This window comes from Mesorhizobium sp. WSM4898 (genome assembly GCF_029625845.1).
Taxonomy (GTDB): Bacteria; Pseudomonadota; Alphaproteobacteria; order Rhizobiales; family Rhizobiaceae; genus Mesorhizobium.
In genome coordinates, this window is record NZ_JARTVQ010000003.1 from 876,451 (window position 1) to 901,221 (window position 24,771).

Consider the following 24,771-nt stretch of genomic DNA (forward strand, 5'->3'; position numbering starts at 1 on the left):
TAAGTTTTCCTTGTCACCCCAACCAAACGCAAGAACGGGACAAGAGCAATGACCCAACACATGAAGACACCACCGGTCGTTTCGCCGGAAGCCTGGGAAGGCGCGTATGAAGAAATGCTGGTGAAGGAAAAGGCGCTCACCCGCGCCCGCGACGCGCTGGCTGCGGAACGCCGCCGCATGCCGTGGATGCCTGTCGAGAAGGACTATGTGTTCGAAGGCCCAAACGGCAAGGCAAGCCTGCTCGACCTCTTCGAAGGCCGCCGGCAGTTGGTCATCTACCGCGCCTTCTTCGAGCCCGGCGTCTATGGCTGGCCGGAGCACGCCTGCCGCGGCTGCTCGCTCGGCGCCGACATGGTCGGCAACCTCGCCCATCTCAACGCCCGCGACACCACGCTTGCCTATGCGTCCCGAGCGCCGCAGGCCGACATTCAGCGTCTGAAGCAGCGGATGGACTGGAAGATGCCCTGGTACACCATCACCGACAGCTGGGACAAGGATTTCGGCGTCGACGAATGGCACGGCCACAACGTCTTCATCCATGACGGCAACCGTATCTTCCGCACCTATTTCGTCAACAACCGCGGCGACGAGGCGTTCGGCACGGTGTGGAGCTATCTCGACGTCACCCCGCTCGGCCGCCAGGAGGTGTGGGAGGATTCGCCCGAGGGCTATCCGCAGACCCAGACCTACAAGTGGTGGAACTGGCACGACAACTATGAGGAAGGCGCCGCGCCCGACCAGCGATGGGTCGAGGTCTCGGATGCCGGCGAAGCGGCGTTTCGCAACAAGAACGCCTGAACGCGAAGCGACTCTGGCGGCGTCGCCCGCGCCGCCAGAGCCGAACTTTCCTGAGAGCAGTTGGAAGGTGGAGATCATGAGCATCGACAATCCCACCCCTCGCCCGGCAGGCCTGAGCGGATTCGGCCTGGCCGACTGGTTATGTCTCGCGGCGGCGCCGACCTTTGCCGTCATGGCGTTGCTCACGGCCGCCGGTAGCGGACCGGACGCGATGTGCATGTCCGGGCCCGGAGCCTCCGTGCTCAGCGGCATGGCTCCGATGTATTTCCTGATGGCTGCCTTCCACCTCGCGCCCTGGCTGCGGCTGCTCGCCAGAGGGGCGGCGGATTCGGCGTTTCAACCTGCCGACGAGCTGCCGGACCTAAGCGCGGAGCGGATGGCTGAGAGCAGGGATGCCGGCGTGTAGGGCTTTACCAGCCAGCCCAGCGGCTCCGCTGGCGCTGCCCGGGCGCGGACGTCGGAATCGGAATGCGCCGTCGCAAAAACCGACCGCAAACCGTAAATTCGAAACAACTCCAGGGCAGTTTGAATTCCATCCATGGCGCCGGACAGCCGGATATCCATCACAACCAGATCAGGCCGGTCCGCAGCTGCGCTATCGAGCGCTTCCTCGCCCGAGCCAACGACCACGACCTCGAAACCGGCCGCGGTCAGAGTGCTCTCCATCTCGAGGGAGATGAGAAAATCGTCCTCGACGACCAAGATCCGCGTGGGCAATGCGGCGGCCACAGGTTCGGCCGACGCGGCTTTCGTTGGGATTGGCCGACGGCGTCCGTGTGGGGCAGCAAGCTCGGTCATCGAGAGCCATCCAGGAACTGAAGAAGAGCCGGCAAGAGCTTCATGAGAACCGAATGCTGCAGCGCGTCTTCGGTTCCTTGGTAACGACAAGCTTGCCGTGCAGCTGCCGCGCCAAGCCCTGAACCAGCTTCAATCCGGACGAACGGTCGCGGACCGAAGCCAGGTCAAAGCCGGGACCGCTGTCTTCGACGAATACCTGGAAGCCGTCGACATCGCGCCGAAGCCCGACCCGGATTGTGCCGGCTCCGTCGGGAGTTCCATATTTTATGGCGTTGGTCAGAAGCTCGTTCAGGATCAGCGCCAGCGGCATTGCAACGTCATTCGAAAGCTTTGCATCATCAGCCTCGAACTCAACCGCGACTTCCTTCGGGAAGGTCTGCTTTATTGTCCCGCAAACCGCAAGCAAGAAACCCTTCGCGTTGAACTGCGTCGAATCGACCGTCTCGTACAGGACCTGCTGAGCAGCGGCCATGGCCGCGACGCGGTTGCCGGCTTCACGCAAGATTTCTCGCGCTTGCGGGTTCGCTGCCCGTTGACCCGCCAAGCTCAGCAGTGACTGCAGCATCTGCATGTTGTTCTTCACACGATGATTGAGCTCATTGAAGAGCAGCCGCTGCTGTGTTTCGGCCTGTTTGCGTTCGCTGATATCGACCAGCATGTTGATGCCGCCGACGATCTTGCCATCTTCATCGCGCAGCGGCGTCGGATACGGGATGAAGGGAATGCGCACGCCGTCCGGGCGCTCGGCGACGGCTTCAGCGTTGCGTATCGGACGCCCCTCCTTCAGGGCGACCGCCATCGGGCACTGGTCGTGAGGAAGCGGGCTTCCGTCCGGCCAGAACAGTTTCCACGTCACGCACCACTTATCCTTGCCGATCTGCGGAACGCGCCCGGAAAGCTCGACGGCCGCCTCGTTGAAAAAGGTTATCGTGCCGTCGGCATCCGTCGTGTAGATCGCCGCCGGAATTGCCGCCAGCAGGTCGCGCAGCTGACGCTCGCTCGTCCGCAGCTTGGCTTCAGCCATCTTTTGGTCGGTAATGTCGCGCGCAATCTTCGAGGCGCCGATGATGCGGCCCTGGCTGTTGCGGATCGGCGAAATCGTCAGGGAAATATCGACGAGACTGCCGTCCTTACGGCGACGCACCGTTTCGAAGTGATCGACGTTTTCGCCGCTGCTGATGCGCCTGATGATCTCCGGCTCCTCGCCCAGCCGGTCATCGGGGATGATCATCGTGATGTGCCTGCCGATCGCCTCGTCGGCCGTGAAGCCGAACAGCCGCTCCGCGCTGGCATTCCATGAGGCGATAATGCCGTTGAGGTCCTTGCTGATGATCGCGTCGTGAGAGGATTCAACAATGGCCACGAGCTGATTTGCCGCGCGTTCCGTCGTCTGGCGGGCGGTCTCGAGCCGTACGCGGTCGACCGCGAAGCCGAGTTGTCCGGCCACTGTCAGCGCAAAACGAAGCTCGGACTCCACGAAATCGTGCGGATGATCGTAATAGGACATGAACTTGCCGAGCAGCTGACCGCGCACCGAGATCGGAATGAAAGCCAGCGCTGCAATGCCTTCGTCCCGCACAGCCGCCTTGAGGTCGTCCGGCAATCCGCTTTGCTCGACGTCGGCAATAGCGATCGGTTCGGGATCGCGTGTGTCTCGCGACCAGGGGGAATGGCCTTCTACGGCCGTTCTGTAAGCTTGCGACAGGCCTCGCGAGGCAGCAAATCTGAGGAAGCCGGTGTTGTCGAAGAAGAGTATGGAGGCCCGGTCCGCACCCAATGCGCGAATGATGGTGCTGAGGGCTATCTCGTGGACCTCGCCGAGGTTCGCCGCGCGCTGAAGGCTGTCCGTGAATTCGTAAAGCGCCGCCTGCTGCTCCAGATGCCGGACGAGCGCGGCCTCGGCCTTCTTGCGCGCGGTGATATCCTGCTGGACGCGCACCGCATACAAGAAGCGGCCTTCGGAGTCCCTTACGCTCGAGGACGTGACCGCGACCCAGACTCTTGCTCCGTCCTTGCGGATGAAGCGCTTCTCGTGCCGGTAGCTGTCGATCTCGCCTCGCACCTGACGCTGGAACTGACGCAGGTCCGCATCGACATTCTCCGCCAGAGTGGCATCGAACACCGACCTGCCGACAAGTTCATCGGCGGAATAGCCGAGCAGGTCGGCCAGGTAGCCGTTGACGCGCCCAAGTTCGCCCTTCGCGTTGACTTCAGCGATGCCAATCGCCGCATGCTGGTAAGTTGCAGCGAGCCGCTGCTCCTGTTGCCCAATGATCTCATCGCTCAGACGCCGGTCCGTGACGTCATGGAAACAGTTGATGGCTCCGACGACCCGACCGTCCTCGTCTTCGATCGGTTCGATGTGGACCATCACCCATATCGCCGTGCCGTCCGGCCGCTCGAGCTTTCCTTCAACCCCCCTGACGGGAATGCCGGTTCGCAGCACCGCGGCCATCGGGGTTTGGGCGCGCGCGATCTCGCGTCCATCGAGATAGAGCCTGTGGGATCCGCAAAAAAGTTCGGTGTCCGAGCCAAGCAAAGGCGTTCGCCCCCACATGTCGGCAGCGCGCTTGTTGAACCAAAGCAATCGCCCTTGCGCGTCGCAAGCGTAGATCGCAATGGGCAGCGTCTCGATGAAATCGGGCGGGATTTGCAGGGCGACGGCGTCCTGCGGGGTACGGATAAACCCCTCGGTTCCTTGAAGGCTTTCGATGCGCATCTCCCATTCCCGCTCGGCAACGAAAAGCCAAACGCATCGGATCGCCGAAGGTTCCCGCGTGAGCTCCGACACTTCGGCATCAAGGCGGGTGCGGACATAACTGCGATTTCGCCCTGCCTGCTGGACCCATTTTCGCACAGAGGCGCCGAGCGTCCGAACGACCGGTCACACCTGGCGGGATCCGCTCCTGCAATCGGTGGAAGAGCTGCATGCGAATCCGGGCCGCCTTGACCTGGCGCATTGCCTTCCGCGCCGGCTCGCACAATAGTCGGGGCGATGTTCGAGGCGGTAGCGAGTCACTGGCAGACGCTCATCCTTCTCCTGTCGTTGGCGATGGCGGCGGTCGGCATCGTCCATGCCATCATGACGAAGGAAGACGTGCGCGCCGCCACGGGGTGGGTCGGCGTGATGCTTCTGTCGCCCTTCCTCGGCGCGATCATCTACGCCATCGCCGGCATCAACCGCATCCGCCGCGCGACGATCAGCGCCATGCGACCCAGCGCCGGTTCGGCGGATGAGGCCGGGCACAATCGCGACGTCGCCGTCGAAGCCTTGATCGAGGCCCAATTCGGCCAGCGCTTCGTCGGATTGAAGACACTGGGCGACAGGGTGGCGCGGCGTCCGCTGACTTCGGGAAACACGATCGCCGTGCTCGAGACCGGCGACGAGGCCTATACGGCGATGTGCCGGGCGATCGACGGCGCGCAAAAGAGCGTGCTTCTCGAAACTTACATCTTCGACAACGACGCCGTCGGACAGATGTTCGTGCAGTCGCTCTCCGCCGCGGTCAAACGCGGCGTTGCCGTGCGCGTGCTGATCGACGCCGTCGGCGTGCGCTATTCGGTACCCAGCATCCTGAAGCAGCTCAGGGAGGCCAACGTCGCCGTCGATCTCTTCAACGGCAACATCGTCATGGGCTTGAGACTTCCTTATGCGAATCTCAGAACCCACAGGAAGGTCCTGGTCATCGACGCGACGGTGGCGTTTACCGGAGGCATGAACATCCGCAAGGGGTTCTCGGCCGAATTCGCCGGTTCCGACAGCTCCAGGGACACGCATTTCGAGGTCACCGGGCCGGTGGTGGCCGACCTGTTCTCAGTCGCCGCCGAGGACTGGCGCTTCGCCAGCAACGAGGCGCTGAAGGGCGACGCCTGGCAGGTCGAGCGAACCGCCCCGCCGCCCGGCCAGCCGATGCTGGTCAGAGCCGTGGCGACAGGACCGGATGCCGCGAACGAAACCAACCACAAGCTGCTGATGGGTGCGTTTTCGGTCGCCCGCAAATCGATCCGCATCATGTCGCCCTATTTCCTGCCGGACCGCGAGCTGATCAGCGCGCTGACCACGGCCGGCGCGCGCGGTGTCGAGATCGACATCGTGGTGCCGGCGGTGAACAACCTTTTCCTCGTCGACCGCGCCATGACGGCACAGTTCGACCAGGTGCTGAAGCATTATTGCCGGGTGTGGCGCCACCAAGGCCCCTTCGATCACTCGAAACTTATGGCAATCGACGGCGCGTGGGCTTATGTCGGATCGTCCAATCTCGACGCCCGGTCGCTCAGGCTGAATTTCGAGATCGACATGGAGGTCCTGGATGCCAACTTCGCCCGGGCGATCGAGGCGCGTATCGACGCGGCGATCGCGTCGGCGAAACCGGTGACACTCGAGATGCTGAGGGCCAGAGCCTTCGTCATTCGTGTCCTCGACCGATTGCTGTGGCTGGGATCGCCCTATCTGTAGGCAAGGAAGACGAGCAGCAGGAACCATGGAGAGAAACGGACGCACCCTCCCCGAAACCGTGCTCCTGTCGATCCGCGGCAGAAAGATGCGGAAAGCGAAAGCCACGGCGCCGAAACGGGTCGGCGGCGCCGAGATGGTGGTCGCCTCCTACAACGTCCACAAATGCATCGGCACCGACCGCAAGTTCGACCCCGAGCGGACCGCGCGCGTCATCCGCGAGATCAGCCCCGATGTGATCGCGCTGCAGGAGGCCGACAACCGCTTCGGCGACCGCGCCGGCCTGCTCGACCTCAACCGCCTCGAAATCGAAACAGGGCTGGTCCCGGTGCCGATCACCGGAAACGGCAAGGCACATGGCTGGCGCGGCAACGTGCTTCTGTTCAAGCGCGGCACGGTGCGCGACGTGCACCAGATCAAGCTGCCCGGCCTGGAGCCGCGCGGGGCGCTGGTCGCCGAGATCGACCTCGACGAGAACCGGACGCTGCGCGTGATCGCGGCGCATCTCGGCCTGTTGCGCCGCTCGCGCTCGGAACAGGCGCGCGTCGTGCTCGATATCATGAGCAGCGCGGACGAAAGGCCGACGCTCCTGCTTGGCGACCTCAACGAATGGCGGCTGGGCAACCGCTCCGCGCTCAACACGCTGCACACCACCTTCGGCCCCTCGCTGCCCGCTGTGCCCACCTTTCCGTCGGGCCTGCCGGTACTGGCGCTCGACCGGATCATGGGCAACCGCGACGGCATGGTGTCGGCGGTGGAAGCGCATGACACGCCGCTGTCGCGCGTGGCGTCCGACCACCTGCCGCTGACCGCCTTCGTGCATCTGTAGATCCAGCGATCGCCCTACCCTTCCCTGAGCCAGACCAGCATCTCGCCGGGATCGCGGTTGTCCCAGGCGAAGTAAGGAATTGCCTTGAGCGTCGTCTCTTCGGTTTCCGGCGGCTCGGGGCGGTAGAGATCGCCGCCCCAGGTCTTCGCCTCGGCCCGGCTGCCGATCGCCGAAAGCGTGACGATACCGCCGAGCAGGTTCGGCTCTTTGTGCGCCTCCAGCCTGGCCGTGCGCGGCAGCGCAATGCGGTGCAGGCCACCGCCATTGTCGGTTTCCTCGACGCAGTAGAGCAGCGGGCCGCGCGACAGCGCGACGCGGCCGATGTCCTGCCGCACTTCCGGATTGGCGAAGAGGCGCGCCATCGACATTTCGAGGTCGAGCTCGACGCGGTCGCCCTTTTGCCATTCGCGGCGGATCGCGGCATAGCCGTCGACCGTGACCGCATCGAGATCTAGCATGTTGCCGTTCAGCTTCAGCGCCGCGTTGCGGCACCAGGCGGGCACGCGCAGGTAAAGCGTGAATTCGACCGGGGTCTGTGCCTCGAACTCGATCGAGACCGCGCCGTCCCAGGGATAATTGCTGGTCTGGACCAGGCTGACCGGCCGGCCGGCGATCTCGAAGCGTGCGGTGGAGTCGCCATAGAGATGCACGGCCAGCGCATCGTCGGCGAGGCCGTAGAAATAGCTGCCGATGGAGGCCACCATGCGGCCGATATTAGGCGGGCAGCAGGGGCAGCGGTGCCATTTCCAGCGGTGGTGGCCGCCGCGGCTTTCCAGCGGGTTCTCGTAGAAGAACAGCGAGCCGTCGAGCGACAGGCCCGAGATCGAGCCGTTGTAGAGCGCCCGCTCCATCATGTCGGCATAGCGGCGGTTCGGCCCCATGCCGAGCATCCGGCTCGCCCAGAACACCAGGCCGACCGAGGCGCAGGTCTCGGCATAGGCGGTTTCGTTGGGCAGGTCGTAGTCGCTGGTGAAACCCTCATTGTGAGCCGACGGCCCGAGGCCGCCGGTGACATAGAGGCTCTTGGTGGTCAGATCGTCCCACAGCCTGTCGAGCGCCGCGCGCAAGCTGTCGTCGCCATATTCGGTGGCAATGTCGGCCATGCCGGAGAAGAGGTACATCGCCCGCACAGCGTGGCCGACGACCTTGTCCTGCTCGCGCACCGGCTTGTGCGACTGATTGTATTCGTAGGTCTTGAAATGATAGGCCTTCGGGTCGGCGCCGCGGGCGCGCGCCTCCTCGTCGAAATAATGCGGCTGCTGGCCGCGCTGGTCGATGAAGTACTTCGCCAGATCCATGTACTTCTTCTCGCCCGTCGCCCGCGCGAGCTTCACCAGCGCCAGCTCGATCTCCTCATGGCCGCAATAGCCCTTTTTCTTGCCGGGCTCCGGGCCGAACATCGAGGCGATGTGGTCGGCGTAGCGGCTCATGATGTCGAGCAGCTTGCGCTTGCCCGTCGCCTGAAAGTAGGCGACGGCGCCCTCGATCAGATGGCCGGCGCAGTAGAGCTCGTGGCAGTCGCGCAGGTTGGTCCAGCGGAGACCCGGCTGGATGCGCTGGTACCAGCTGGAGAGATAACCGTCCTCCTGCTGCAGCTTGCCGTACATGTCGATGACCGCGTCGATCTTCTTCTCCAGCTCCGGATTGCGGCGCCGGTAGAGCGAGTAGGCGGCCGTCTCGATGGTCTTGCCCCAGTCGGAATCCCAGAACATCTGGGTCGTCACCGTCGAGCCGGTGAACTCGGCGCCCTGCGCGTCGGCCTCGTCCGGCGACGGCGAATGGAACGGAATGACGACGCCGGGCGACGGCCGGTCGTGATCGATCTGCTCCAGCATGCGCGCCTCGACGCAGCGGTCGTAGAGGATGCCGGCGGTCTTGGCGGCGACCGCGTCGACACGGTCGCCCCAGAAGCCGCGGACCTCGACCTGCGGCACGGGCAGCGGCCGGAAGGCAAGCTTCGGCTTCGCGGTCGCGGCTGCCTGAGCTGCGGTGGCGGATTGTGCTGCGTTCATAACGTCACTCCATTCGAATGCGGGAAATCATTTGACGGCCCCGGCCATCAGGCCGCGGATGTAGAAGCGCTGCAGCGCGAGGAACAAGATCAGGCAGGGCACCATCATCACCGTGACGCCCGCCTGCACCGCGCCCCAATCGATGGCGCCGAAGCGGCCGGACTGGAGCGCGGTCATCATCACCGGCAGGGTGAATTTCGACTGGTCGGTCATCAGCACCAGCGCGGCCAGGAACTCGTTCCAGGCGCCGAGGAAGGCGAAAAGCGCGATGGTGACGACGCCCGGCCAGACCAGCGGCAGCATCACCTTGACCAGCATGGTGACATTGTTGGCGCCATCCATGCGCGCCGCCTCCTCGATCTCGCGCGGCACGGCGTCGAAGGCGTTGCGCATCATGAAGATCGAGAAGGGAAGCTGCAGCGTGACATAGACGCAGACCAGGCCGGTCAGCGTGTTGTGCAGACCGAGTTTCGTCAGCACCAGGAAGATCGGCGTCAGGATCGACTGGAACGGGATCATGATCGTCGACAGGATGAGGATGAAGAAGAAGTCCCGGAACGGGAAGCGGAAACGCGAGAAGCCGTAGCCGGCGAGCACGCTGACCAGCACCGAGAGCAACACCGTCATCACCGAGACATAGATGCTGTTCTGCGCCGAGGCCCAAAGCCCGTCGCCGAAGGTGTTCAGCGTCTGATAGTTCTCGACCGAGAAGCCGGTGGTCGGCCAGGGCGGCAGCGGCGGCTGGCGCGCTTCCTGCGCGGGCTTGAAGGTGGAGAGCACCGTCCACACGATCGGCGCCAAAAACAGCACCGAGGCGATGATGCCGGTGGAATGCCTGGCCAGGCTGAAGGCCGCCTTGCGGTGCTGCGACATCGCCTCGGCCATCAGTCGAGCCCCTCGGGCTTGCGCAGCAGCCAGAGCTGGATGAGGCTGAGCGCCACCAGGATGACCAGCAGCACCATGGAAAGTGCCGCGCCGTAGCCGAGCTTGAACGAGACGAAGGACTGGTTGAAGATCCAGTAGACCGCCGTCAGCGTCTGGTTGCGCGGGCCGCCGCGCAGGATGATGTAGAACTGGTCGAAGGCGAGGATCGAGCCCGCGACCGACAGGATCAGCGCCAGCGCCAAGGTGCGGCGCATCAGCGGCAGGGTGATCGCCCTGAAGCGGGCGAACGGCCCTGCCCCATCGATGACGGCGGCCTCCTGCAGGTCCTGCGGGATCGACTGCAGGCCGGTCATCAGGATGATCATGGTGAAGCCGGCCACTTTCCAGACCACCATGGCGATGATCGACCAGAAGGCCGGCTGGAAGGTGGCGAGAAGATTGACCTTCCTCTCGGTCAGGCCGAGGTCGTAAGCGGCCGGGCTGAACAGGCCGGAATCGACGTTCAGCAGCCACGACCACAGCAGGCTTGCGGAAGCAAAGCCCACCACCGCCGGCATGAAGAAGGCTGTGCGGTAGAGATTGGTGAGCGGGCGCGGCCGCTCGATGAAGATCGCCAGCGGGAAGGCGACGGCGAAGATCGCGATGGTGACGATCAGCGTGTAGTAGAAGGTGAATTTGAGCGCGTTCCAGAAGCGCGTGTCGCGCAGGATGGCAAAGTAATTGTCGAGGCCGATGAAAGCGTGCTCGCCCATCAGCGGCCAGTTGTGCAGCGACATCCACGCCGTCATGCCGAGCGGGATGACGAAGAAGACGGTGACGAAGGCGACGGCCGGCAGGACATAGAGCAGGCCCACCCATTGCCGGCGGCTGACGCCGATGCGTCTGGCGCGGGCGGGCGCGGAGGTTGCAGTGAGGGTGGTCATGGCTGAGCTCCCCCTTCTCCCCTTGTGGGAGAAGGTGTCGCCGAAGGCGACGGATGCGGGGTGTTCCAGCGGAGTGAGATGCTGGTGTTCCCTGGAACACCCCTCATCCGTCTCGGCGCTGCGCGCCGATCCACCTTCTCCCACAAGAGGAGAAGAGGGAGCGAACCTCGCGGCGCCTCAACTTGGCGATGATGATGAGTGAGCTTTCTCAACGCGATAATCCTGCCATTTAGCGCGGCGTCCCCCTCCCCCTTGAGGGGAGGGTCCGGCCGAAGGCCGGGGGTGAGGTCCTCTATGAAGTGCGCCTACGGGAGATAGCGTCGGCGTACTTCGCGGGCGACCCCCACCCGGACCTGCGGTCCGCCCTCCCCTCGAGGGGGAGGTTTAGGGCCGCGCTTTACTTCTGCGGCGCCTGGTCGATGATCGACTGCATGGTCTCCTGCGCGTTCGAAATCGCGCCGTCGACATCGTCGCCGAAGAAGACCTCGTTGACCATCTGCGTCCACGGCCCGTTGGCTGAGTTGATCAGGTCGTTGAACACCACCGAATAGGGCGTCTTGCCCTTGGCCATCGCCTCGGCCGCCACCTGGTAGCGCGGATCGAGGTCCTTCAGCGCCTCCTTGGCGATGTCGCCGCGCACCGGAAGGCTACCATATTTGGCGAGGATGGTCTGGCCCTCGAGCGAGTAGGCGAAGTCCAAAAACTCCTTCACCACGGCGATCTTCTTGGTGCCCTTGGTGACGACGAAATTGTCGCCGCCGGCGAAGGACGACCAGCCGCCATCCTTGCCCGGCAGGAAGGTGATGCCGTAGTCGATGTCGGGATACTGGGTGTTGAGCGCGCCGATGGCGAAGGCGCCGGACGGCGAGAGGCCGATCTTGCCGCCGGCAAAGGCCGCGAAGAAGTTGGCGCCGGTGTCGGTCTGCGCGCCCTCGGGCACCAGCCCTTTCTTGACCATCGAGCGGTAGAGGTCGATCGCGCCGCGCAGCTGCGGGCTGTCGAGCGTCGCCTTCGAGCCGTCCTCGGAGAGGATGTCGCCGCCCGACGCCCAGACCAGCGGCGTGAAGGTGAAGATGTTGCAGCCGCCGCAATTGCCGGAGAAGTAGAAGCCCTTGATGTCGCCGCCGAGCGCGTTGACCTTCTCGGCGTCGGCCTCGATCTCGGCCCAGGTCTTCGGCCCCTTTTCGGGATCGAGCCCGGCCTGCTTGAACAGCTTCTTGTTCCAGATCAGCACCGAAGAATCGGCCGAGAACGGCAGGCCGTAGATGCGGCCCTTATAGGTGCCGGTCTTCACATGCGCCGGCGAGAGGCTGGAAAAATAGGGCAAGGATTTCGCCCAGTCGGTGATGTCTTCCAGCTGGCCGGCGGCGGCGAAGGACGGGGTGTAGATCAGGTCGAGCGACAGCGCATCGGGCGCGGTGCCGCCGGCGGCGGCGGCGCCATATTTCGGGATGATCTCGGCGTTCGGGATGATGTCGAGCTTGATCTGGTCCTTATGCGCCTTGTTGAAGGCCTCGACGATGCGCGGCATGAAATTCGAGCCGTCGGCGCGCACCCAGATGTTGGCGGTCTCGGCGGACGCCGCCTGCAGGCCGCTGCCGATCACGGCCGCGGCCAAGGCCAGCTCGGCAAACATGGTTGTCACGGTATTCCTCCTCATGGTTCTCCTCCCAATTTGGCCGTTGCGCGACGGCCGTTTCGTTCGATGCCTCAGCCGCCCGGCAGACGGCCGCATGACTGACGCACCACCAGCCGGCACGGCAGTTTCCTGATGCCCGGCGCGGCCGGCTGGCCGCCCACGAGCGAAAGCAGAGCAAGCCCGGCCTCGCGGCCGAGCGCTGAAAGGTTCATGTCGACCGAGGTCAGCGGCGGGCGCGTCGCCTCGGCCACGATCTCCCAATTGTCGAAGCCGATGACGCCGACATCGTCGGGCACGCGGATGCCGCGCTCGCGCAACGCGTCGATGACGCCGCGGGCGATCTGGTCGTTGCCGCAAAAGACGGCATCCGGCCAGCCTTCCCTGCCCCCGCCGTTGCCGAACAGTTTCGCCACCGCATCATGGCCCCAGCCTTCCGACCAGGCGCCGAGCAGCGGCTCGCCGACCGGCAGGCCATGCGCCTCGAGCACTTCCCGGTAAGCCTCGGCCCGCGCGTGCACCACCGCGAAGCCCGCCGGTCCGGTGACATGGGCGATGCGGCGGCGCCCGAGCCGCAAAAAATGCTCGACCGCCAGCCGCGCGCCGCCGGCATCGTCGGAGACCAGGCCGACCGCGCCGGCATCCGGCTGAGTGAAGGCATAGACGACCGGAATACGCAAATTGGAGAGATCGATCGGCAGATGGCGGTCGATGCGCTTTCCCGTGGCGATGATGCCGTCGACGCGCTTGTCGAGCATGGCCTCGACATGCAACTGGCCGAGCCGCGTGTCGTCCTCGACATTGCACAGGAACACCGAGACGCCATTGTCGACCAGCGCATCCGAAACGCCGGCCATCAGCGGCAGCGAGAAGCGGCCATAGGTATCGTTGGTAAGCAGGCCGACGGTGAAGGAGCGCTTGCGCAGCAGGCTCTGCGCCAGGTGGTTCGGCCGGAAGCCGAGACGCTGCGCCACCTCACGAATGCGCTCGCGCGTCTCGGCGGTCATCCGCCCCTGCCCGTTCAGCGCCTTCGACGCCGTCGCCACGCTGACGCCGGCCGCAGCCGCCACCTCGCGCAGCGTCACCGGCGGCTTGGCGGAAACTGGCGCTGGCTCTGCGTCGGAAGACATAGTTCGAGGCGCATCCCTAAGTTGGGAAAAGGTTTTCCCTTATCGTCCTGCGCGAAGATGACGGGTGAGGTCAGCAGCCGGGAGGCGATTTGGGAAAAGGTTTTCTCAAAAGGGAGATTAGGGGAAGCGGGAGGGGTTGGCAAGGGGTCAGGAACTGCGACGCGGCTTTTCGCCTAATGGTTGACGTGCGCGAGGACATCTTAAGTTCCAGTCTCGAAGGACCGGATGGGCCCGCAAGCAGGCTTGTCGGTTTCCCAGAAGTAGCTAGCGTAACCTGCACGACCGATATGTGGCGCAACTCGGCGGAGAAGCGATTTTGCGGTTTTACCAGTTGGTCGCGATGTATTTTGGTTGGAGATATTCAAGCAGGCCGTGATGCCCTCCCTCGCGGCCGAGCCCGCTTTGCTTCATCCCCCCGAACGGCGCTGCCGGGTCCGAAACTAGGCCACGATTGACGCCGACCATTCCACTTTCGATGCGTTCGGCGACCCTCAGGGCGCGTCTGAGATCACTACTGTAGACGTAGGATATGAGGCCATACTCCGTGTCGTTCGCCAGCCGGACAGCCTCGTCTTCCGTATCGAACGGCGTGACCGCTGCGACCGGCCCAAAGATCTCTTCCTTCGCGATGTCGGAATCGGGGGAAACGTCAGCTAGGACTGTCGGAGGATAGAAGAAGCCCTCGCCAGGCCGCGGTTTGCCGCCCGTTTCGATACGCGCCCCACGGGCAACGGCATCCTTCAGCAAGCGATCAACCTTCTCCACGGCCGTCGCGGTAATAAGGGGCCCGAGCTGGGTCGTCGCTTGAAGACCCGGCCCCACTGAAAGCGACGACATTTCCTGGGTAAGCCGGCGGACAAAAGCGTCGTAAATGCCGCGCTGCACATAGAAGCGATTCGCCGCAGTGCAGGCTTCTCCGCCGTTGCGCATCTTGGCGACCATGGCGCCGGCCACGGCATCGTCCAGATCCGCATCATCGAACACGATGAAAGGAGCGTTGCCGCCGAGTTCCATGGAACAGCTGATGACCCGGTTGGCGGCCTCACGCAACAGGATGCGCCCAACGGCGGTCGAACCCGTGAATGACAGTTTGCGCACCCGATTGTCGTGCAGCATCGCGCTCACCACAGGCCCCGCGGCCGTGGTCGTCACGATGTTGAGGGCACCTTCGGGCAAACCGGCTTCCATGAGGATCGCACCGATCGCCAACGCGGTCAGTGGAGTCTCAGCCGCCGGCTTCAGTACGCACGTGCAACCCGCCGCGAGCGCCGGGGCGATTTTGCGGGTCGCCATGGCCGCAGGGAAATTCCAGGGCGTGACGAGAACGGCGATGCCAATCGGCTGGTATTGAACCAGGATTCGGTTTGCACCGCCCGGCGCGTGGCCGATGTCGCCGAGAGTACGCACCCCCTCCTCGGCGTACCATCGGAAGAACTCCGCGGCATACGTTACCTCCGCGCGAGCGTCCGGGAGGGCCTTGCCGTTCTCCAGAGATATCAGTTGCGCCAGCCATTCGGCACGATCGCGCATGAGCTGGTGGCAGCGCATCAGGATGTCCGATCGCCGGCGTGAGGGTGTTTGCCTCCACATCGTCGCAGAAGCCTCCGCAGCATCGATCGCCCGGATTGCGTCGGCGACTGCGCCGTCTGCGACAGATGCGATCGTGCGCCCGTTGGATGGATCGGCGACATCAAACCGATTGCCGCCGGTTGCACTTGTCCATTTGCCGCCCACCAGCAGATCCACAGGAGCGCTTGCAATGATAGCCGCAGCATCCACGCAAAAAGGTTCGATATCCCTTGCTGTCTGACTCACACCCATCCTCTCGCGGCTTTAGAAAACATGCGCAACCAGTCGGTCGATCGCTGGAACCAATATGAAATTGGTATTGCAACCGGTGTCAATATAGATCAAATTGGTTGCGGAGAAATCCGCCCGTTTCTTAGTGGAGTGGCCGCATGACCGTCGTTTTGAGGGATTTCATCGAGGCGGCCGGACTGCAGCCAGGCGACCGGCTGCCACCCGAGCGCGATCTGGCGCTCAAGCTAGGTTTACCCCGCACGGCCCTCCGGCGCATGCTGGCCGAGATGGAGCAAGAGGGGCGCCTGCTTCGCCATGTCGGGCGTGGCACTTTCGTCGCCGAGCGAGGGGCAACTGCCAGCGCTCCGTATCGCGCACACGACGCCTCCCGGAAGGAACTGTGGACCTATCCCGCTGAGGTCTTCGAAGCACGATTAATCATCGAGCCGAAGGTGGCGGCGCTCGCGGCGTTGCGGGCGACCCCCTATGAAACTGAAGAGATGCACAAGGTCATCCAGCATGGCAGTACCGCCGCGACGCTGGCGGAGTTCGAGCGTTGGGACGCCGCGTTCCATCAACTGGTAGTGGTCGCGGCCCGGAATGGATTGCTGGCCTCGCTCTACGAAGGTATTCACTCGCTTCGGGCGGGGCGTCTTTGGGGGCGCATGAAAGAGCTGTCTCTGACGAAAGAGCGTATGCAGGAGTATACGGCTCATCATCGCGCGATCTTACAGGCGATCACTGACCGCGATGGTGGGCAGGCCGAACAAAGAATGCATAGCCATATCTTGACCGCGAGAGCCAACATACTCGGATCGGAGACAATGGGGTGAGTAGGCCTCATCGCCAAAATTTTGAGATTGCCGAACCGAGCGGAATGGCGCGTTCGAACGCTAATCGCCTGTCGTTCTATTCAAGGCGGGGCATCTGACACTGTTTTCACGACGGACGCGGTGCGCGCCATCCAGACAAGATGAGGTTCCTGTACCCGGCGGGCCCGTCCCCAAGGAAGAGCAACGTCATCGCCTCTTTGCTTCGGGCTGGCGACGGCGCATCGCACGCTTATCCCGCCATTCGTAAAGGGAATAGACAAGCGGGATGAACCATGGCTTGCCGCGGTAAAACGGCACCGCCTTCGGAGCGGGGTCGAAATCGAAGGCGGACTGCGCCTTTTCGGTTTCGCCGAGGATCTTGAAGGCGGCCTTCTTGCCCAGCCAGCGGGCCCAGACCACTCCGGAGCCGCAGAAGCCGGTGGCGTAAACCGTATCACCCGAGGTGAAAATCCGAGGCACCATGTCGCGATGCATGGCGACCTGGCCAAACCAACTATGCGTCAGGCCGACGCCCCTCAGTTCGGGGAAAATTCGGCCAAGTTCGCTGCGCAAATGGGTGGTCGGCGCCAGCGCGTCACCCGCCGTGGTGCCGTCCCTGCCGCCGAAGAGGATGCGCGATCCGTCCGCCGAAGGGCGATAGTAATAGCTAAGCTGGCGCATATCGCCATACATCATGCGCTTCGGCATCAACCGGTCCATGACGCCTTCTGCCAATGGCTCGGTAGCGATGATGCGGCTGCGCACCGGCACAATACGGCGTCGCAGCCAAGGATCGAAGCCGTCGGTATAGGCATCCGTGCAGATCAGCACCTTCCTGGCGAGAACGTCACCGCGCGACGTTCTCACACGGACCCCGCCGGCCTCGGCGATGGTTCCCGTAACGGCTGTGTTCTCATGGATTACCGCTCCGGTTGCCATTGCCACCCGTATAATACCCGCAAGCAGCTTGGCCGGATGCAGGCCACCGGTATCCATCCGCACGAATCCACTCGTGTAGAAATCCGTCCCGATATAGGTCGGCACGTCCAACCGGCCAACGGGATGAGCCTCGATGCCCAGAAAGCGCCGCAGTAGATCGGCGGAGCGGCTGAGTTCGTCGCATTCATCAGCGTTGATCGCGCCGACGAACAGGCCGGAGAGATGGAAGTCACACTCCACCTTCTCCTCCTTCAGAAAGGCCCACAGGTCTTCCCGTGCGGCCTTTCCCTCCATCAGGATCTCGGTGGCGCGGGCCTCGCCGAATCTTCTGATCAATTCCTTGCGCCCGGGTCGAATGCTCCCGCTCGCCATGCCGCCATTACGACTGGAAGCCGCCTGCCCCAGCGACTGGCGATCGAAAAGCTGAACACTGCGACCGGCACGAGCAAGCTCGATGGCCGCCGAAAGTCCTGCATAGCCTCCCCCAACGATCGCCACGTCGCATTTGGAGGCGACCCGGCGGACTGGGAGGGGAGAGAAGGTGCAATCCTCCCACCAATAGGGCGTGGATTTGAAGGGGCCAGCGGAATCGGCGGTCATGGGAACATACCAGCTTTTGGTCGGATCGGCGGGCAAGCGCAAACCGGTCAATCGCGTGAGACCCAGAGTTTGCGCGTGGTTTCGATGGCACGCCATACGCCGGTGAATCCCGGATGCATGACGAAGGCGTCGCCAGCCGCGATGCGGCGCGGCGGGCAGCCATCCTCAGTGAGTTCGGAGACACCCGAAAGGATGTAGCAGAACTCGAACGTCTCGCCCTTAATCGAACGATAGGCGCCAGGCGTGACCTCCCAGACCCCTGTCTTCACGGCGCCGTCTGCGGTCTGGGCGATATCCCAGCTCAGAAAACGTGGATCGCCCTCCACAAGGCGGTCGGGCAGAGGCTGCCCTTCGCGTGGGCGCGGAAGAACATTCTGGTCGATGAACGTCAACTTGGACATAGGGATGTGGCCTTTCTGCGCGTTGAACGCCGTTCGAACCAAAGTTGCCGCTCCAAAAGCTTCAAGGCAGTCAGTCCGACGACATTGAGGGTGAGGTAGAAGACGGAGGTGATGATGAAAATGTCCATAATGGCGAAGGTTTCGCTCATCAGGCGTTTGGCCCAACCGGTGATTTCGAGCACAGCGATGGTCGAAGCGAGGCTGGATTCTTTGACGATGATGGCAACCTCACTGCTGTAGGATGGCAGCGCTTGTCGCAAAGCCAGCGGGAACTTGATCCGGCGCAAGATAATCCAAGGCGACATGCCGCAGGCTTCCGCCGCCTCGATCAGCCCGCGCGGCAGGGATAAAAACGCGGTTCGAAAGATTTCGGCTGTGTAGGCACCGGTGTTCAACAGGACCGCGAGAATGGCTGCGTGCAGGCCGTCGCCGATCAGCCACCAAATCACCGGGTTGGAGCGAAAGAACCCGACCTGCCCTAATCCGTAGTAGATCACGAATATCTGCACCAGCATGGGCGTGCCGCGAAAGACGGCGCAATAGGCGTCGGCCGCCGTGCAAACCAAGCGATTGCGCGAAGTGCGCGCGAGCGCCACCAGGATGCCGAATGGCAGTCCTAAGCCCACGCCGAACACCGAGATCAGAAGCGTTGTCTTTGCGCCGGTGAGAAGGAACGGAATCGCATAGGCAATAATGGTGAAATCCATTCTAACCTCCGCTGAAGCCGCGATTGATATGGCGCTCAGCCAGGCCGAACAGGGTCTGGCTGACTGCTGTCATGGCGAAGAACAGCGAGGCAGCGATGCAGTAAAAGAGAAGTGGCGAGCGCGTGATGCCCGCCGCGATAGCCGCCATACGCATGAGTTCCTGCATGCCGACGATGGAAACGAGTGAAGTATCCTTGATCGTCATCTGCCAGACATTGTTGATCCCGCCGAGAGCAAGTCTCAACGCGAGCGGCAACGTGATTCTGAAAAAGGCGACCGATCGAGGCAACGCCAAAGATTTCGCGGCTTCAAGAAGACCGTTGGGAACGGCTTCCAAAGCGCCTCGCATCACCTCGATCGAATAGGCGCAGGAAATGGTCGCGATGGCGAGGATGCCGATAATGGACGGGTAGGCACTTTCAGCCATGTCTCGGTAGCCGAAGGCAACGGCTATCTTCTGCACCCAGTCGACAGAGCCAAAGAACAGGAGATAGATCACAAGAAGACCCGGCACGCCGCGGACGACGATGCTGTAGACATCGATCATCTGGGACAGCACCGGGACCCGCTGCCAGCGCGCTATGGCAAACGGGACGGCTGCGATCAACCCGATCATCATGCCGACCAGCCCGATGCAGATCGTCACGAAGGCGCCGCGCAGCAAAGCGAGTCCCCAGCCCTGCTCCACAACCAGCAACCAGATAGTTTCAAACATGGATGACACCCGTCGGGCCGCCGCGGGCTGCGACGGCCAGTTGTTGCGAGAGGATCACTTCTTGCACGGAATGGTGTAGTCGTCCTTGAACCACTTGAGGGAAGACTCCTTGATCTTACCTCCATCGATCATGTTGCAGAGCGCGGCATCTACCTTAGCCTTGAGTTCGGCATTCCCCTTGCGCATGCCGACACCCATGCCGTGGCCGAGGGTTTCAGGATCGCTCATCGCCGTAATCTTCACATCGATCTTCGTGAAGTTGGCGCCGTCCGGCGTAGCGAGGAAATCCATCCAGGTCGGGGAGTCGCCGAAAGCGGCATCCAGGCGGCCAGCCGCAAGATCAGCGGTCTGCTGAGTGGTGGCATCATAAGTCTTGAGATCGGCGCTGGTCGCCCGCTTGCCGATGAATTTGGCATAGGTCGTGCCTGTCACGACGCCGACACTCTTTCCCGCGAGCGCCTTTTCGATCTCCTCGAGACTCTTGAGCCCGGCAAGAGCGGAATCTTTGGGGACCACGAAATAGAGCGGCGTGGTGGCGTACGGGATGGAGTAGTCGATCTTCTTCTGGCGCTCGGCAGTGATGCCAAGGCCGGAAATGATCACGTCGAAGCGGTCGCTATCCATGGAGGGAACCAGCGAACTGAAAGCCTGCACCACGAATTTGCACTTCATCTTGAGTTCGGCGCAGATACCGTTGGCAACGTCGGCGTCGAAGCCGGTGACGTTTCCGTTGGCGTCGGCCATGCTGAACAGCGGCGCGTCCCCTTCCGTGCCGACGCGTAGGACGCCTTCCTCGGCGCGCGCGGCACCGGCTGCGGCGGCGAGCATGAAACCGGATACGAAAATCGAACGAAACGTTTGAACTGAAAGCATGAGTGTTACCCCTTTTCTTGTTCTGCTGAAGAAAACCGCGATCACGCGGCGGCTGGCATGACGCTGGAGAGAAACCGTTTCACCGCCTCCGAGGCAGGGTTGCGAAACAACTCTTCCGGCGCATCGTCCTGCTCAAGGATACCTTTGCGCAGGAATATCATTCGGCTCGACACGTCGCGCGCAAACCGCATTTCATGGGTGACGAGAAGGATGGTCGCCCCTCTTCGGCCAGCGTGCGGATCACCTTCAGCACCTCGCCCACGAGTTCCGGATCGAGCGCGGATGTGGGCTCGTCAAAAAGCATGATCTTTGGTCGCATCGCCAGCACCCGTGCGATCGCCACGCGCTGTTGTTGACCGCCTGAAAGCTGACTGGGATAGCGGTTGCGGAATTCGGCCATCCCCACCTTGGAAAGCGCCGAAAGCGCCATATCCTCGGCCTCCCGCCTTCCTTTCCCGAGCACGTAGACGAGCGCCTCTGTCACGTTGCCGATCACGGTCCGGTGCGGCCAGAGATTGAAGTTCTGGAACACCATGCCAGTCCGCTGGCGAAAGAGCCGGATCTTCGCGCGGTTGGTGATTTCGCTCTTGCCCGGTCGATTGGTGGTGATGGAGATTGCGTCGCCCATCACCTCGATCCTCCCTGAGGTCGGCGTCTCCAGAAAATTTATGCAGCGCAACAACGTGCTCTTTCCCGAGCCAGACGCGCCGATAAGGGATATGACCTCCCCTTCCGCCATCTGGAAAGTGACGTCGTTAAGGATCCTGACCGCGCCGAAATTCTTACTGAGTTCATGGACCTTTAGAACCGGGGCCATGTCATGGCGTCTTCGGTTCCATTCAGATCGCACCTTCTCAACATGGGGCTGGCCCCGGCTGTCCATCGTCTGCGCGAGTTCGTTAAGTGTTAGGCGACTGTGACCATCGCTCCCACTTTCGTCGGTGACGGCGCCGTCTATGGCGCTCCTCCTCGAAACGGTTCGATATCCCTTGCTGTCAGTCACGTTCATCGGCTCGCTGCCTCTAGCAACTATTTGAAACCAATCTCGGGATTCTTAGGACCAATATGACATTGGTATCGCAACCGGTGTCAAGATAGATCAAATTGGTTGCGAGAAAAATCTGCAGGAACAGCTTACATTTGGCACGTCGGATCCAATTCGCGGAATAAAGACCATCGCAGATAAGCCGCCCCTCGCCCGGCCTCAGGCGAACATAGACTCGCCTATCGCTTCCTAAGCAGAATGTTCGGGCCCGCTCCGCCGGGCCGCCCACGCGTCGCCGCCGGCGCCGAGCCCGCGCCAGCGGCAATAAGGGACGGCGGCGGCCAGGTGACGGGTCGGCAGCGGTCGGGGAACCCGATCCGGTTCGAGCACGTCCACATAGCGACGAGATCCCACGCGCCGGCAAACGCCTCATTCCAACGCCGCCGTTGCGGAACGATTAGCCGCTGCTCGATGTTGATGCGACATCGGATGGCGAATCCATGGAACGGCGCGACAAGGAACAGGAGAACCTTTCCCGGCTGGAACGGGCCGCGCAGCGGACTGCCGATCCGAAAACGATCCAGCAGCAGGCGAAAAAGCCCGCGGAAAAGTTCCGCTTCAGCTTCCGCAAGGAAGACCTCTGGTTGACGGCTGGCTTCGCTGCCGCTGCCTTGCTGCTCTTTGCCGTCCAACTTCTCATCAATTGGCACTTGGAATGGTTTGAGGCGCCTTTGCGCGCTCGCGTGCTGAATTATGTCTGGGGCGGCCTTCTCATTTTCGTCATGCTGACGATAGCGAACATCGTCGAAGTCTTTCTCATCGGCCGAATTCCCAATCGCGTTTCGCGTTTCAACCTGAAGCGAATTTTCCGGTTGGTCGTCGTGGTCGCCGTCGTCTTCGTGGCCATCTCGGTTCTGTTCGTGAACTGGTACGCCGCCGTCGTTTCGCTCGGCCTGATTTCGCTGACGCTCGGCTTTGCGCTGCAGATGCCGATCTCCAGTTTCATCGCCTGGATCTATATACTGGCCAGGGCGCCTTATCGCGTCGGCGACCGGATTCGCATCGGCGATGCCCATGGCGATGTCATCGACGTCAGCTATCTCGACACGACGTTGTGGGAATTCGGCGGCGAACATCTTTGGACCGATCATCCGAGCGGACGCGTCATCAAGTTCCCGAACTCCACCGTGTTCGACACGCCGGTCTTCAACTATTCCTGGCCGCTGTTTCCTTATGTCTGGAACGAAATCAAGTTCCAGCTCGCCTACGACAGCGATCTGGAATTCGTGGCGAAAACCATGCGGGAGGTCGTCGACGAGCAGATCGGCGACATCATGAGCCAGAAGGTGAAGGTCTATAAGGACATCCTGTCGAAAACGCCGGTGGACGAGCTGCAAGTGAAGGAGCATCCGGTGGTTCATTTTCGCGTCAGTGAAAATACCTGGCTCGAAGCCATCGTGCGCTACCTCGTGCCGCCGAAGGAAGCGGGCCGCACCAAGACACGCTTGATCAAGGAAATGCTGGCGCGAATGAATGCAGAACCCGATCGCGTGCTGTTTCCAAAGAGCAATTTGCGGTGAACATCCCGGCAGCTTGGTAGAGCGAGGTCGTTCGCGTCCCTCTATGGCTTGTCAGTTCATTGGCCAGACGATCGCCAGCATCGGCACGGCAACAATGACGACAAGGAACGACAGCGGCAGCCCCAGACGCGGATAGTCGCTGAAACGATAGCCTCCCGGCCCCATGACAAGCGTGTTGCATTGGTGCCCGATCGGCGTGAGGAAGTCGCAGCCGGCGCCAATGGCGACAGCCATCAGAAAGGCTTCCGGCCTGTAGCCCAGATCGGCGGCGAATTCCGACGCGACGGGCGCCATGACTAGCACGGTCGCGGCATTGTTGAGGAATGGCGTCACGGCCATGGCGGCAACGAGGATCAGCGTCAGGGCGCCGGGCGCCGGAAGAACGGTCCCGAACCTGGCAAGCTCCGCGGCGACCAGCGCGGTCGCCCCCGTAGTGCGCAGCGAATCGCTCACCGGGATGAGAACGGCGAGCATCACCAGGATTGGGCCATCCAGCGACTGGTAGACGTCGCGGAGCGGGATGACCTTGAACAGCACGATCCCGACCGCGGCCGCAAAGAAAGCGACGGGAACAGGGAGCAGACCCACGGCAGTCGTGAGCATGGCAAGGGCGAGGATTACCACGGGCACGATACCCTTGCGCACGCTGCCAAGAAGGATAGGCCTTTCCGCCAGCGGCAGGCAGCCGAGTCCGCGCAGTGTCTCGGGCATTGTGGTTGCATTGCCCTGCAACACGACGACGTCGCCGAGCCTTAGCTCGACCTTGGCGAGCCTGCGGTCGAGGCGCTGGCCGCGACGGCTGACAGCCAGGAGGTTGACGTTGAAGCGATCGTAGAGGGCAAGTCGCTGAGCCGTCCAGCCGATCAAGGGCGAGCTTTCGCCAATGACGGCCTCGATAGCGACCATCTCGCTGGTGGTGACCTCTTCATTCACCCGATCGCCCGTGACGCTGAGCTTGCCTTGCGAGACAAGGCGATCGAGCGCCGCCGGGTCGCCTTCGAGCAACAGGATGTCGTTCACCTTCAGGACAGCATCGGGCAGCGGCGTCATCCGCATCGTCCGATTGCGCAGGATCGAGGTCACGACGGCATCGCCGCCGGCAAGCTTCATGACGTCGGCGACGGTTTTCCCAAGCACGGTGGAATCGCCGACAACGCGCGCCTCGGTGAGGTAGTCCTTGATGTCGAGGGCTTCATTCAGCGCCCCGCCGAGCTTTTCGCGCGCTGGCAACAGCCAATAGAAGGACAGCAGGAAGATCATTCCGGCGGCGGCGACAGCCGCTCCGACGGGCGCGAAGTCGAACATTGTGAACGCCGTTCCGGTCAGCTGCTCTCGCACGCGGGAGACAACGATATTCGGGGAAGTGCCCACCTGCGTCATGAGACCGCCGAGCAATGACCCGAACGCCATGGGCATCAGAAATATCGATGGCGAGGTGCCGGACCGGCGGGCGAACTGAAAGGCGATCGGGATCATGATCGCCAGCGCGCCGATATTCTTGACGAAGGCAGACAGGCACGTCACCACGATCACCAGCAGCGCCAGTTGCGAGCGAACTCCCGACAATTTGGGAGCAAAGCGCGCGATGGCGAGTTCCATGATGCCCGATCGCGCTATGCCTGCGCTCACCAGCAGAGCACTGCCGACAATGATCACGATATCGTCGCTAAACCCGCTGAAGGCTTTGTCGAACGGCACAATCCCAACGGCGAGGGCGAGCAGCAGCGCCGCGGCAGCGACGAGATCATAGCGATAGCGACCCCATACGAACGCTGCCATCATCACGAAGGTGACGGCAAACGACAGGATTTGCGGCATGGTCATGTCTTCGGCTGCTCCGCAAGCGGCTGATCAGAACGCCCAGACTGCTCCTTTGTTGCTTTGGCCCGACGGTC

General features: G+C 62.7%; 20 protein-coding genes and 1 pseudogene. 6 read left to right on the forward strand and 15 right to left on the reverse strand.

The genetic code is table 11. The features are described 5' to 3' along the window. Positions 1-48: 48 nt before the first annotated feature. Together P9228_RS19130 and P9228_RS19135 are read left to right on the forward strand one after the other, a co-directional pair. The gene (locus tag P9228_RS19130; RefSeq protein ID WP_067329733.1) at positions 49-798 is read left to right on the forward strand and encodes a DUF899 family protein; all 750 of its coding nucleotides are present in this window, start codon (positions 49-51) and stop codon (positions 796-798) included. A gap of 76 nt (positions 799-874) precedes the next feature. Continuing rightward, complete coding sequence (locus tag P9228_RS19135; protein ID WP_245322385.1) at positions 875-1,204, forward strand: hypothetical protein; 330 nt, start codon at positions 875-877, stop codon at positions 1,202-1,204. Here the strand turns inward: P9228_RS19135 and P9228_RS19140 are convergent. After that, on the reverse strand, positions 1,135-1,596 hold the full coding sequence (locus P9228_RS19140; RefSeq protein WP_082954105.1) for a response regulator: 462 nt from the start codon (positions 1,594-1,596) through the stop codon (positions 1,135-1,137). The two genes, P9228_RS19135 and P9228_RS19140, sit on opposite strands and share 70 nt — an antisense overlap. 40 nt (positions 1,597-1,636) lie before the next feature. Next, positions 1,637-4,315, reverse strand: a complete 2,679-nt coding sequence (locus P9228_RS19145; protein WP_278054898.1) for a PAS domain S-box protein — start codon at positions 4,313-4,315, stop codon at positions 1,637-1,639. Positions 4,316-4,591: 276 nt separating this feature from the next. On the opposite strand from P9228_RS19145, the gene P9228_RS19150 reads away from it, so the two are divergent. Then, positions 4,592-6,052, forward strand: coding sequence for a phospholipase D-like domain-containing protein (locus P9228_RS19150; protein WP_278054899.1), 1,461 nt, complete (start codon positions 4,592-4,594; stop codon positions 6,050-6,052). A 25-nt stretch (positions 6,053-6,077) separates the two neighbouring features. Beyond that, positions 6,078-6,878 carry an endonuclease/exonuclease/phosphatase family protein gene (locus tag P9228_RS19155; RefSeq protein ID WP_278054901.1) on the forward strand — a complete coding sequence of 267 codons (801 nt, stop codon included), beginning with the start codon at positions 6,078-6,080 and terminating at the stop codon, positions 6,876-6,878. 14 nt (positions 6,879-6,892) lie between these two features. Here the strand turns inward: P9228_RS19155 and P9228_RS19160 are convergent, their stop codons facing one another. From P9228_RS19160 to P9228_RS19185, 6 genes are all read right to left on the reverse strand, one after another. Continuing rightward, positions 6,893-8,890 carry a glycoside hydrolase family 127 protein gene (locus tag P9228_RS19160; RefSeq protein WP_278054903.1) on the reverse strand — a complete coding sequence of 666 codons (1,998 nt, stop codon included), beginning with the start codon at positions 8,888-8,890 and terminating at the stop codon, positions 6,893-6,895. A gap of 27 nt (positions 8,891-8,917) precedes the next feature. Then, on the reverse strand, positions 8,918-9,775 hold the full coding sequence (locus P9228_RS19165; RefSeq protein WP_067000383.1) for a carbohydrate ABC transporter permease: 858 nt from the start codon (positions 9,773-9,775) through the stop codon (positions 8,918-8,920). Then, positions 9,775-10,698: a sugar ABC transporter permease gene (locus tag P9228_RS19170; protein ID WP_067329718.1), complete on the reverse strand. Its 924-nt coding sequence runs from the start codon at positions 10,696-10,698 to the stop codon at positions 9,775-9,777. The genes P9228_RS19165 and P9228_RS19170 overlap by 1 nt, the downstream gene beginning before the upstream one ends. A 397-nt stretch (positions 10,699-11,095) precedes the next feature. Continuing rightward, positions 11,096-12,343, reverse strand: coding sequence for a sugar ABC transporter substrate-binding protein (locus P9228_RS19175; RefSeq protein ID WP_278054905.1), 1,248 nt, complete (start codon positions 12,341-12,343; stop codon positions 11,096-11,098). Positions 12,344-12,408: 65 nt separating this feature from the next. Beyond that, positions 12,409-13,464: a LacI family DNA-binding transcriptional regulator gene (locus P9228_RS19180; protein WP_278054907.1), complete on the reverse strand. Its 1,056-nt coding sequence runs from the start codon at positions 13,462-13,464 to the stop codon at positions 12,409-12,411. A gap of 324 nt (positions 13,465-13,788) precedes the next feature. After that, on the reverse strand, positions 13,789-15,285 hold the full coding sequence (locus P9228_RS19185; RefSeq protein ID WP_278054908.1) for an NAD-dependent succinate-semialdehyde dehydrogenase: 1,497 nt from the start codon (positions 15,283-15,285) through the stop codon (positions 13,789-13,791). 137 nt (positions 15,286-15,422) lie between these two features. Between P9228_RS19185 and P9228_RS19190 the strand changes: the two genes are divergently transcribed. Further along, complete coding sequence (locus tag P9228_RS19190) at positions 15,423-16,097, forward strand: FCD domain-containing protein (RefSeq protein ID WP_095783156.1); 675 nt, start codon at positions 15,423-15,425, stop codon at positions 16,095-16,097. A 186-nt stretch (positions 16,098-16,283) separates the two neighbouring features. Here the strand turns inward: P9228_RS19190 and P9228_RS19195 are convergent, their stop codons facing one another. The 6 genes and pseudogenes from P9228_RS19195 to P9228_RS19220 all read right to left on the reverse strand — a co-directional run bounded on the left by P9228_RS19195 (position 16,284) and on the right by P9228_RS19220 (position 21,128). Beyond that, on the reverse strand, positions 16,284-17,615 hold the full coding sequence (locus P9228_RS19195) for an FAD-binding oxidoreductase (protein ID WP_278054911.1): 1,332 nt from the start codon (positions 17,613-17,615) through the stop codon (positions 16,284-16,286). A gap of 47 nt (positions 17,616-17,662) precedes the next feature. Further along, positions 17,663-18,016, reverse strand: a complete 354-nt coding sequence (locus P9228_RS19200; protein WP_095824814.1) for a cupin domain-containing protein — start codon at positions 18,014-18,016, stop codon at positions 17,663-17,665. Next, the gene (locus P9228_RS19205; RefSeq protein ID WP_067329696.1) at positions 18,004-18,723 is read right to left on the reverse strand and encodes an ABC transporter permease subunit; all 720 of its coding nucleotides are present in this window, start codon (positions 18,721-18,723) and stop codon (positions 18,004-18,006) included. Before P9228_RS19205 ends, P9228_RS19200 begins: the two co-directional genes overlap by 13 nt. A gap of 1 nt (position 18,724) precedes the next feature. Then, positions 18,725-19,438, reverse strand: coding sequence for an ABC transporter permease subunit (locus P9228_RS19210; RefSeq protein WP_067329694.1), 714 nt, complete (start codon positions 19,436-19,438; stop codon positions 18,725-18,727). A gap of 54 nt (positions 19,439-19,492) precedes the next feature. Next, entirely contained in the window at positions 19,493-20,311 is an 819-nt protein-coding gene (locus tag P9228_RS19215) for a transporter substrate-binding domain-containing protein (protein WP_278054965.1), read from the reverse strand. Positions 20,312-20,352: 41 nt separating this feature from the next. Then, a pseudogene (locus tag P9228_RS19220) lies at positions 20,353-21,128 on the reverse strand (amino acid ABC transporter ATP-binding protein). A 668-nt stretch (positions 21,129-21,796) separates the two neighbouring features. Between P9228_RS19220 and P9228_RS19225 the strand changes: the two are divergent. Further along, positions 21,797-22,876 carry a mechanosensitive ion channel family protein gene (locus P9228_RS19225; protein WP_278054915.1) on the forward strand — a complete coding sequence of 360 codons (1,080 nt, stop codon included), beginning with the start codon at positions 21,797-21,799 and terminating at the stop codon, positions 22,874-22,876. Positions 22,877-22,927: 51 nt separating this feature from the next. On the opposite strand, the gene P9228_RS19230 is transcribed toward P9228_RS19225, so the two are convergent. Next, the gene (locus P9228_RS19230) at positions 22,928-24,700 is read right to left on the reverse strand and encodes an SLC13 family permease (RefSeq protein WP_278054917.1); all 1,773 of its coding nucleotides are present in this window, start codon (positions 24,698-24,700) and stop codon (positions 22,928-22,930) included. Between the last annotated feature and the right edge of the window lie 71 nt (positions 24,701-24,771).